General features: G+C 36.4%; 7 protein-coding genes and 1 CRISPR repeat array. Of the genes, 6 read left to right on the top strand and 1 reads right to left on the bottom strand.

Going from position 1 to position 10,494, the window contains the following annotated elements; translation table 11 throughout:
• From RQ907_RS05595 to thrB, 5 genes are all read left to right on the top strand, one after another.
• Window positions 1-955: hypothetical protein (locus RQ907_RS05595; protein ID WP_311492396.1), on the top strand; the 955-nt coding region annotated here is incomplete at its 5' end.
• 76 nt (window positions 956-1,031) lie between these two features.
• Entirely contained in the window at window positions 1,032-1,802 is a 771-nt protein-coding gene (locus tag RQ907_RS05590) for a hypothetical protein (protein WP_311492395.1), read from the top strand.
• Between the two features lie 234 nt (window positions 1,803-2,036).
• Window positions 2,037-3,344 carry an aspartate kinase gene (locus tag RQ907_RS05585; RefSeq protein WP_311492394.1) on the top strand — a complete coding sequence of 436 codons (1,308 nt, stop codon included), beginning with the start codon at window positions 2,037-2,039 and terminating at the stop codon, window positions 3,342-3,344.
• A gap of 24 nt (window positions 3,345-3,368) precedes the next feature.
• Entirely contained in the window at window positions 3,369-4,550 is a 1,182-nt protein-coding gene (locus RQ907_RS05580) for a homoserine dehydrogenase (protein WP_311492393.1), read from the top strand.
• Window positions 4,547-6,841, top strand: coding sequence for a homoserine kinase (thrB, locus tag RQ907_RS05575; RefSeq protein WP_311492392.1), 2,295 nt, complete (start codon window positions 4,547-4,549; stop codon window positions 6,839-6,841). The genes RQ907_RS05580 and thrB overlap by 4 nt, the downstream gene beginning before the upstream one ends.
• 118 nt (window positions 6,842-6,959) lie before the next feature.
• On the opposite strand, the gene RQ907_RS05570 is transcribed toward thrB, so the two are convergent.
• Entirely contained in the window at window positions 6,960-7,445 is a 486-nt protein-coding gene (locus tag RQ907_RS05570; RefSeq protein WP_311492391.1) for a hypothetical protein, read from the bottom strand.
• Between the two features lie 271 nt (window positions 7,446-7,716).
• Window positions 7,717-8,842: direct repeats of the CRISPR family, unit length 28 nt; unit sequence GTTCTACCCGCAAACGCGGGGATGATCC.
• A 150-nt stretch (window positions 8,843-8,992) separates the two neighbouring features.
• Here RQ907_RS05570 and RQ907_RS05565 point away from each other — a divergent pair.
• On the top strand, window positions 8,993-10,494 hold a 1,502-nt coding region (locus RQ907_RS05565; RefSeq protein ID WP_311492390.1), incomplete at its 3' end, for a CRISPR-associated endonuclease Cas3''.

The raw sequence follows: 10,494 nt of genomic DNA, 5'->3' as shown, positions 1-10,494 counted from the left end.
CCTTGGCCAAGCTCCAGACACCAAGGATATACCAGTAACAGTTTATAGTCTAACAAATAGCCACTATGAAGAAAGCTCTAAAGCGGAAAATCCAACCCTAGTGGCCGGCATAGAAATTGATAGGAACAAGTCCAAGGTTTTAAGCTTGGGTTTTGATGGCTTTGGCAAATTTGATGACGACAAGGAAGAATTTTACCAATACTCCATCCCAAAAAAGGGTGAAAAAGCCATCTATGGAGACAAGCACTATCTGCTTATCCTAGGCCAAGATACACCAAAAGTAAAAATCGAAGCCCAAAGGATAGGTGGCTGGGATGGCTATGAGGAAAAATCATCCAAGCTTAGAAATAATTTGAAAAATGCCGGAGCAGACCTAAAAAGACAAGAAATGAGCCTAGATAAGGCTTTAGACTTGACCTTACCACTTCTTTATGAGGGATATAAAGAAAATCAATCATCAAGAGAAAAAGATTCTGCCTATTGGAAAGTGGATAATGGTAACATTCCTTCATACACCTTATCTTATGACGAATACAAGGCCATTTATATCAAGGAACTTTTTGCCACAGGAGCCTTGAGCCAAAAACCAATGATGAGATACGAAAATGGCAACTTAGACCTAATGGATGTAACAAACACCCAAAGAATCATCTTTGCAGAATTTGAAATCGACCTAGGAGCAAACCAGACAAGTCAAATAACCATAAAGTCTTACAAGCAAGGATCCTACGACTTTTATGGCGAAAGAAGTGAACAGAAAAAATATGGCTACGACCTACTAACAAGGATAGGTTCATCCATAGACTTGGATAAATTCGAAACAGAAATCATTGATTACGATAAGATAGACATATGGGAAGGAAACTTCGCCTTTGATTTAGAAAAAAACATCAAAAGCCTAAGCCTATCCAAGGACCAAGACCACTACTATATGGAAGTAAGGGAAAAGAAATAAAGACAATCTTAACTGTGATGTTACGTAATATTTACTTATTCTGTGACATCACAGTTTAATACATGAGGAGAAATAAGTGAGAGATTTACAAATTGATGATGATATATTTTTTATAAAGAAAGACTTTTACCAGGATAATTCTCATATGCTTAAGGATGTTTTAATCCTTAGTGAGGATGGTTTTTTTAATCATTTTAAGTATGGAAATGTGAATAATATTAGTAACCACGAAACATGGGGAATTGATTTTGACTTTGTGATTGTTGGTAAGGAAGGGTGGTTTGAAGGGCTTTGTGAAGATTTTAGATCAAAGCTTAAAGAAGAAACTATAAAAAATGGTGACGGTTTTGTCTGTGATGATATTCTTTTGACTCAAAAAACTTGGAAATCTCTAGATTTTAGTATTAAAGAGAAATTTTTCAAAGAAAATGACGATGACCTAGTTGATATTAATCTTGATAAGATAGAAGGATATGAATATTTAAAGAAATACCATAATATTTTTCCAGAGATTCACGGGCCAAATTGTTTTGCAAGCGTGCTTTATGCCATATCTAGAAATGAAGAATTGATTAATGAATGGGTTTTTGCTGATTCTTTGCTTTTGTTTTTACAAGCAAATGGCTATGAAAAAATAGAAGATACTGGAAGTCAGGAGTTGATAAAACCAAATGATGTTTTAATTATTTATAACGGTGAAAATCCAATCCATGCTGTATTTTGTCTAAACAACAAGTTGTGTTTCAATAAATTTGGCCAAACCATGCACGAATTATGGTCTATTACTAGTATTGACTGGGTCATTAGTGAATTTGAAGGGACTTTGAGTATATTTAGAAAAAAGTGATTATATATGAAAATCAATACTATATAAGCTAAGGGGCTGGTGCACACGCATCGGTTTTTTTATTTAAAAATATATTTGTTTGAGATTATCAAGATAGGGTTACGTTTTCACTACTTTATCATAGTTATCTAATAATTGACAAAATGGATAAAAAATGTATAGTTTTAAAAATTGCTTTAATAAATTATAGCTATAAAATTTACTATTTAAAAAAATTTCACAAAGGGGAAGAAGATGAAAGTTGCTAAATTTGGTGGAAGTTCACTGGCTGACGCCATTCAGCTTAAAAAAGTTAAGGATATTATTTTTGCAGACGAAGCTCGTAAGTATATCGTTGTTTCTGCGCCTGGAAAGGGTGTAAATAACAATCACAAGGTTACAGACCTACTTGCCATGTGCCACCAATTGAGTGACCATGACTTAAATTTTAATGAAGTTTATAAGATCATCGAGGATGTTTATAAGAATATTGTTGATGATCTTTCTTTGGGTATTGATATTGACACAATTCTTGCTAATGTTAAGGAAGAAATCGCATCTGGTGCTTCTTATGATTTTGTTGTTAGTCGTGGAGAATTTATGAGTGCCCAGGTTCTTGCTTCTTTTATTGGCTATGACTTTGTAGATGCTAAGGATTTGATAGTTTTCACTGACGGTGTTTTGGACCTAGCGAGGTCTGAAGAAAATATTAAAAATACCTTGTCTAAGCATGAGAAGGCTGTAATTCCAGGTTTTTATGGTCAGGAAAATGGAAAGGTAAAAACTTTTTCTCGTGGTGGTTCAGATGTGACAGGTTCTGTCATAGCAGCAGCTATGGATGCAGAAATGTATGAAAATTTCACTGATGTTTCGGGATTTTTGGTTGCAGATCCTAGGATTGTAAAAAATCCTGCGCCAATCGGGGCTATCACTTATAAGGAGCTTAGGGAGCTTTCCTATATGGGGGCCAATGTCCTTCACGAAGAGGCGATTTTCCCTCTTAGGGACAAAAATATTCCTATTAATATTAAAAATACTAATAAACCAGACAAGCCTGGTACTTTGATTTTGTCTTCTTGCGATATAAAAAATAAAAATATCCTAACTGGTATTACCGGCAAAAAAGATTTTACTGTTATTAACCTTGAAAAAGTTAATATGAATAGTGAGAAAGACTTTTTCAGGAAGTTAACTACAGTTTTCGAATCAAATGATATTTCAATTGAGCATATGCCTTCGGGTATAGATACGGTTTCTGTTTTGGTGGCAGATTCCTATATTACACCAAAATTAAATAAGGTGCTTGAAGAATTACAAATTTACTTGGATGTGGATAATATTTCTTGGGAGAGGGATATTTCCCTAATAGCTGTTGTTGGCCGTGGCATGATTAAGGAAAAGGGAGTTTCATCTAGGACCTTTACTGCTCTTGCCAAAGAAGGTGTAAATATCAAGATGATTAGCCAGGGTTCTAGCGAGATTAATATTATTATCGGTGTAGAAACCAAGGACTTTGAAAAGGCAATCCAATCTATATACGAAGAATTTTATCATGTAGATTAGACGCCTATCACGTGGAGGTTTGATTTGAAAATAGCGATTATGGGCTTTGGCACTGTTGGCACAGGTGTTGAAGAAATCTTATATAAAAAAAGAGACAGGCTAAAGAAGAATGGCATAGACATAGAAATTGAAAAAGTTTTAATCAAAAATATAAAAAAAGAGAGAAGCCCCTTTGAAAAGAATTTGATTTTTACTGACAATTTTGATGAGATTTTATCTTCTGATGTGGATACGGTTATTGACCTTACAACAAATCTAGAAGATACTTACCAGAGAATGCTTGCCCTAATGAAGGCAGGGAAAAATATAGTGACTGCTAATAAGGCTGTTGTGTCAAAATACTTTGAAGAATTAAATAAGCTTGCAAGGGAAAAGGAAGTTTATTTTGCCTACGAAGCAGCAGTTGGGGGAGCTATTCCTCTAATTCATCCTTTCATGGAAGAGGCGATTTTCAATGATATGGATAAGGTTTTTGGGATTTTAAATGGGACCAGCAGTTATATCCTATCTAAAATGGAAAGGGAAGGATTATCTTATGAAGATGTCCTCAAAAAGGCTCAAGACCTTGGTTTTGCAGAGGCAGACCCGACAGCAGATGTGGGTGGCGTTGCCGCTATGAGAAAGATTAGGATACTTTCATCCCTTATTTACAATGCGAAAATTAATGAAGCTGAGATTCCTACCTATGGAATTGAAAATATCAAAAAAATCGACTTTGATTTTGCTAGGGAAATGGGTTTTTCAATCAGGATGCTAGCTAAATCGCAATTATCAAATGGTTTGGTAAATATTTCTGTAATTCCAAGCTTTGTGGGTGATGACTTTTTTGCCAAAACCTTTGATGCAACTAATGCTGTAAAGATTTGGGGAGAAAATTTTATCTCCTATGAATTTAAGGGCCCAGGCGCTGGCAGACTTGAGACTGCTGATGCTGTAGTTCGTGACCTATTTAGGATCGTAAGTAAAAGAGAAATCCCAGCCTTTTATGACGGGTCAAAATCATACAAGGTAGAAAATGCCGTAAAAAATAAATTTTACCTAAGGATAAAAGAAAGCCCTAAGGCCCTAAAAGATGTGATCAAATATGAAAAAGTAAAGGCTGGCGACCAGCTAATAATTACAAAAAAAATCAGCCTTAAGGAGTTAAAACCAATTCTTGATGGTCTTGGAGAATTTTTCCTAGCTGAAATTGAGGAGAATATATGAAATTTTTATCTACAAGAAATGCCCAACTGAGAATTTCAGGCAGAGAAGCTATTGTAAAAGGAATATCCGATGACGGTGGACTTTTTGTGCCAGAATATTTCCCTAAATTTGATATAAAAGAAAATTTAAACCTATCTTACACCGATATGGCACACAAAATTCTTTCCCTTTATTTAACAGATTTTGATGGGGATGACCTTTTGGACTTAATAGAAAAATCTTATTCAAGCTTTGAAGATGAGATAGTGAAAGTAGCTTATCAAAAAGACTATTACCTAGAACTCTACCACGGCAGGACTTCTGCCTTTAAGGATTTTGCCCTCTGTCTTTTGCCAAATCTTTTGGCCTATGCTAAAAAATCCCTAGGCATCAAGGATAAGACCCTAATCTTAACTGCTACTTCAGGCGATACTGGTAAGGCTGCCCTAGAAGGTTTTTATAATACAGAAGACATTGATATCTTAGTTTTATACCCAACTGAGGGTGTAAGCCATATTCAAAAACACCAGATGGATTCAACAGACTCACTAAATTCAAAGGTCATAGCCATTGACGGAAATTTTGATGATGCCCAAACAGCAGTCAAAAAAATCTTTAATGATGAGAATATAAAGGCTGAATTAAAAAAGAAAAATACCTATCTTTCATCTGCAAATTCTATAAATATCGGCAGGCTCTTGCCACAAATTGTTTATTATTTTTATTCCTATGCAAATTTGGTAAACAATAAGAAAATATCAGCGGGGGATGAACTTTCATTTTGCGTGCCAACTGGTAATTTTGGCGATATTTTGGCAGGTTTTTATGCCAAACAAATGGGTCTTCCTGTTGGAAAATTAATAATTGCCTCAAATGACAATAATGTATTGACAGATTTCTTCACAACAGCTACCTATGATGCCAACAGAGAATTAATCAAAACCATCTCTCCATCTATGGATATTTTGGTTTCGTCAAACCTTGAAAGGTTGATTTTCCACAAGTCTTCTGACAAAGTTGTTAGAGAAAAAATGGGAGATTTAAAAGAAAAGGGAAAATTTAAATTTGATGGTGATTTTTCTGAATTTTTATCAGGCTTTGCAAACAAGGAAGAAACAGAAAAGGCAATTAGAAAAGTCTACGAAGATGAAGGATATTTGATTGATCCCCATACAAGTGTGGCCAAGGCTGTTGTAGACAAGCTAGGTCTTGGAAAAACCATGATTTTATCAACTGCAAGCCCATATAAGTTTGCCTCATCAGTCCTAAGAGCTCTCGGAAAAAATCCAAAAGAAAATGAATTTGAAAATATAAAGGCTCTTTACAAAAAAACAGGTCTTGCCATTCCAAGCCAAATCAAGAAATTAAAGGGCAAAAAAATAATTCACAAGACCATAATATCCAAGGATAAAATTGCAGATGAGGTTCTCAAATTTGCCAGCCGTGGCAAGAGGATTTCCGTACCAGCCACATCAGCCAACTTAGGACCAGGCTTTGATGCTCTGGGCTTAGCTGTGGGCCTTTATAATACTTGCGAATTTAATCTTATAAATGACAAGGAAGGTTTTGAAGAAAACCTGAAAGAAAACCTAATTTACCAATCCTATAAATATGCTTTCGACTTTTATAAGGAAGAAGCCCAACCTATAAATTTTGACCTAGATGCCGATATTCCTATGTCAAGAGGACTTGGTTCATCAGCAGCTTGCATAGTCATGGGAATCTTGGCAGCCTTTGATGTTATGGGAAGAGACTTTGACAAAAAAGAAATCCTTAAAATTGCCACTGCTATCGAAGGCCATCCAGATAATGTTAGCCCTGCCATTTTTGGTGGAGCAGGTGTATCTATATTGGAAAATGAGAAAGTATTTGTAGAAAAAATTGAAATTTCAAACGAGTTCAAGTTCTTGGCAATCATCCCAGACTTTAGGCTATCTACCCAAAAATCAAGGGAAGTCCTTCCTCAAACTTATCCAAAGGCAGACGCAGTCTTTAATATTTCTAGAGTAGCCATGTTGGTTTTAGCCCTTAAATCAGGCAACAAAGACAATTTAAAAGTTGCCCTTGAAGATAAAATCCACCAACCATACAGGTTTAAACTAATACCTGAAATCGAAAAAATTGACCAAGCAATCCAAGAATCAGAAGTCCTAACCTATTACCTAAGTGGAGCAGGATCAACAATTATGGTAGTTTTAGAATCAAGCGATGAAAAAAGCGAAAAATTCCTAAGAGAAAAGCTAGGAAACTTATCAAACACCTACCAGCTAAGAGCCCTAGAAATTGACAAAAAAGGTGCTTTCATAATCTAAAATCACAAAAAATCTAAATTTCTAATATGCTAGGTAATTTGATTAATAACTGAAAAAAACTTTTAAAAATGAAGTCAAATGAAAATAGACGAGGAAGCATCCTCGTCTACTTTGCGTTTTATCTAGGATCATTTAACTTTAAGTTTTGTTCAAAACCAGAAGGGTCACCTGCCTTAGCCTTGTCTAGGCTATCTTTAAAAAATTTCCTAGTAGCATCATCGCACTTATCAACGCCCATGTAGGTCATACCTGGAGCTTTTTCAAGTTCCTTAAGGGCTTTTTCTGCTTTTGCAGGATTGGTTTTATAGTTATTTAGCCATTCCTCTTCCCAAGCGGCTTCCCAGTACTGGGAGGCCCTAGTATTGCCAAAACCAGCTTCAAAAGAAGCATCCTTACTATCATCAAAATGCTCAGGAACCTTAGTACCCTCTGGCCAATCAAGTTTTTTGCAAGAATCAAGAAAATCCTTCTCAGTCTCCTCAAAACTAATCAAAGAACCAGATCCAACCTCAACATCAGCCTTAGACTGGCCACAAGCACTCATACCCAAAGCAAGACCCAAAATAAGGGCAGCCTTAGCAAATAAATTAAAACTATTTTTCATAAAAATCTCCTTTGTAAATTTATTTTTTGTTAAGTTAACTTAACTATGGTTAAATTATAGCAAGCCACAAAAGGAAATACCATTACAAGATTTGTAAGGAAGTGAGAAGCGAAATAAAACTATTTTATAAAAACTGTGAATTAAGATATAATGTAGAAGAGAGATACGGATTAGATAAAGTTTGGCAATAAAAATCTAGGAAAAAAATAAAAGTAAATAAAAATCAGCTCATAAAATTTTAACAATGTGATAAAATAGGGATCTTTTTAATGTTCTACCCGCAAACGCGGGGATGATCCCGCTACTTATTACGACGAAGCAATGAACCAATAGTTCTACCCGCAAACGCGGGGATGATCCCAGATGATGATGGCGATAGGGTAAGAGTCCAAAGTTCTACCCGCAAACGCGGGGATGATCCCTGTATGCTCTACACCGATACTTGTAATCACGAGTTCTACCCGCAAACGCGGGGATGATCCCCGGCACTTTATCCATATTAAGTTTTTTCGCTGGTTCTACCCGCAAACGCGGGGATGATCCCCGTGAGCAAGACGAAAATACAGCCCTTGCCAAGTTCTACCCGCAAACGCGGGGATGATCCCTACTTTGACGTTATCGCCCTCATTATCCTTTAGTTCTACCCGCAAACGCGGGGATGATCCCTTGATTTTCGATTGTGATTTCACTTGTATAGAGTTCTACCCGCAAACGCGGGGATGATCCCAGATTTTGCCCACATTGTAATTATAATTTATCGTTCTACCCGCAAACGCGGGGATGATCCCTTACTTTCAGTCATCTAATCCTCCTTATTTCCGTTCTACCCGCAAACGCGGGGATGATCCCTATATGGGTTTGATTATGAACTTACTTGCTGTGTTCTACCCGCAAACGCGGGGATGATCCTCTTCTAGGTCGGCGTAATAAAAACTTGTCACTGTTCTACCCGCAAACGCGGGGATGATCCCACCTTCTGGACAAGATTTAGCATACTTACTTAGTTCTACCCGCAAACGCGGGGATGATCCCTATAGTCCCAAAGATTGATATAAGAGGACCAGGTTCTACCCGCATACGCGGGGATGATCCCCATTTAATAGAAAATAAAAAAATATATATAACGTTCTACCCGCAAACGCGGGGATGATCCTTGAGAGGAAATGGGTATGAAATTATGGCTTTTGTTCTACCCGCAAACGCGGGGATGATCCTCAGAATTTCGCCAAATATAATAAATTTTATAAGTTCTACCCGCAAACGCGGGGATGATCCCAAGCGAAAAGCTTATGAAGATTTTTGATTTCTGTTCTACCCGCAAACGCGGGGATGATCCTGGTATTAGTCAAGTATTTTTTATTATTTTGAAGTTCTACCCGCATACGCGGGGATGATCCTACTATAATTTATCATCATTATAATCTAAAAAGATCTTACCCGCCCAAGCGGGATTATTTTTTACTCTTAGATATATTTTGCAAGACCTATAAAAACGTTTGCATAATATTTTTGATTTTTATATAATTATACTAAAGAAGGAGTATTTTATGGAAAAATTTTTGTGGGCAAAGAAAAATAGGGTTAAAAACATCCCGATGTGGTTACCTTTGATGGTGCATTTAGATGACACTAGCAAAATTTGTGGATTCTTGTATGACCGTTGGCTTTCCCAAGGGATGAAGGACTTGTTGATGGATTCTGTGATTTCGGAGGCTGAAGATAAGGATGAACTTCTTATAAATTTGTGTAAATTTTTGGGAGCAACACATGATCTGGGCAAGGCTACAGCGATTTTCCAGGTTAAAAAGTCCTTTAATGGAGATTATGACCTTGATGATCTAGTTTTAGAAAAGCTAATAAATGCTGGTTTTAAAGACCTTGATAAATTTGCTTTAACTAAAAGGGAAAATATTCGTCATAATATTAGTGGTCAATATTTATTAACTAAGTTTGGGGTGAATTTTTGCCTTGCTAATATAATTGGTGCCCACCACGGTAGGCCTATTTCTGAAGGTGAAGCAGATATTTGTAGGTCTTTTACTTCTAGCCTCTACCAAGAGGATAAGATTAGCTCAGAAATGGCAATTTTTTGGCAAAATTTACAAAAAAATATTTTTGATAAGGCGCTTTTTGATTGTGGTTTTGCTAGCATTGAGGATTTACCCTTAATTTCCCAGCCTGGCCAAGTTATTTTGTCAGGGCTTTTGATTATGGCGGATTGGATTACTAGCAACGAAAATTATTTTCCTTTGATTCCTATAGATCAAATTGAAGTTGGACCAGAAAGATTGGAAGAAGGATATGAAAAGTGGAGGAATGATAGGACTGAAGCTTGGACTCCTCACTCTTATTTTGATGAAATTTATAATGGAAGATTTCCTTTCATAAAAAAACCGAAGGATGCCCAAAAGAAGATTTCAGAAGTAATTTCTAATACTGATGAACCGGGAATATTTATTATAGAAGCACCAATGGGTATGGGTAAGACTGAAACTGCCCTCATAGCTGTTGAAGATTTAGCTCAAAAAACTAATCGTACTGGTATGTTTTTTGGCCTGCCTACCAAGGCTACTTCAAATGGGATTTTTACCCGTGTGAGAGAATGGCTTGGCCATATAAAAGGGGAAAAATCTCTAAGACTAATCCATGGCAAGGCCCAACTGAATGATGAATTTTCAAAACTTCCAAAAAGTAGGAATATCCACGGTGAAGACGGCGTTGGGGTTAATGAATGGTTTGCGGGTAGGAAGGTATCGATTTTAGATGATTTTACAGTGGGAACTGTAGATCAAATTCTCCTTGCAGCTTTAAAACAAAAACATCTTATGCTTAGGCATTTGGGATTGTCTAATAAGGTTGTAGTCATTGATGAAGTCCATGCCTATGATGTTTATATGTCAGTATTCTTATATAGAGCTTTAAGGTGGCTGGGAGCCTACAAGGTTCCGGTTGTAATCTTATCAGCGACACTTCCTATAACAAAAAGAAATGCGCTCCTAGAAGAGTATATGATTGGGGCGCGTCTTGGTTATTCAAGGCTCCCAAAACC

This window comes from uncultured Anaerococcus sp. (assembly GCF_963510575.1).
Classification (GTDB): domain Bacteria; phylum Bacillota; class Clostridia; order Tissierellales; family Peptoniphilaceae; genus Anaerococcus.
The sequence above is the reverse complement of the archived record's forward strand: the minus strand, read 5'-3'. Positions and strand labels throughout refer to the sequence as shown.

Excerpts from the sequence above, each read along its gene's own strand:
- RQ907_RS05585 (WP_311492394.1), top strand. The coding sequence starts at position 2,037 with ATGAAAGTTGCTAAATTTGGTGGAAGTTCACTGGCTGACGCCATTCAG.
- thrB (WP_311492392.1), top strand. The coding sequence starts at position 4,547 with ATGAAATTTTTATCTACAAGAAATGCCCAACTGAGAATTTCAGGCAGA.
- RQ907_RS05570 (WP_311492391.1), bottom strand. The coding sequence starts at position 7,445 with ATGAAAAATAGTTTTAATTTATTTGCTAAGGCTGCCCTTATTTTGGGT.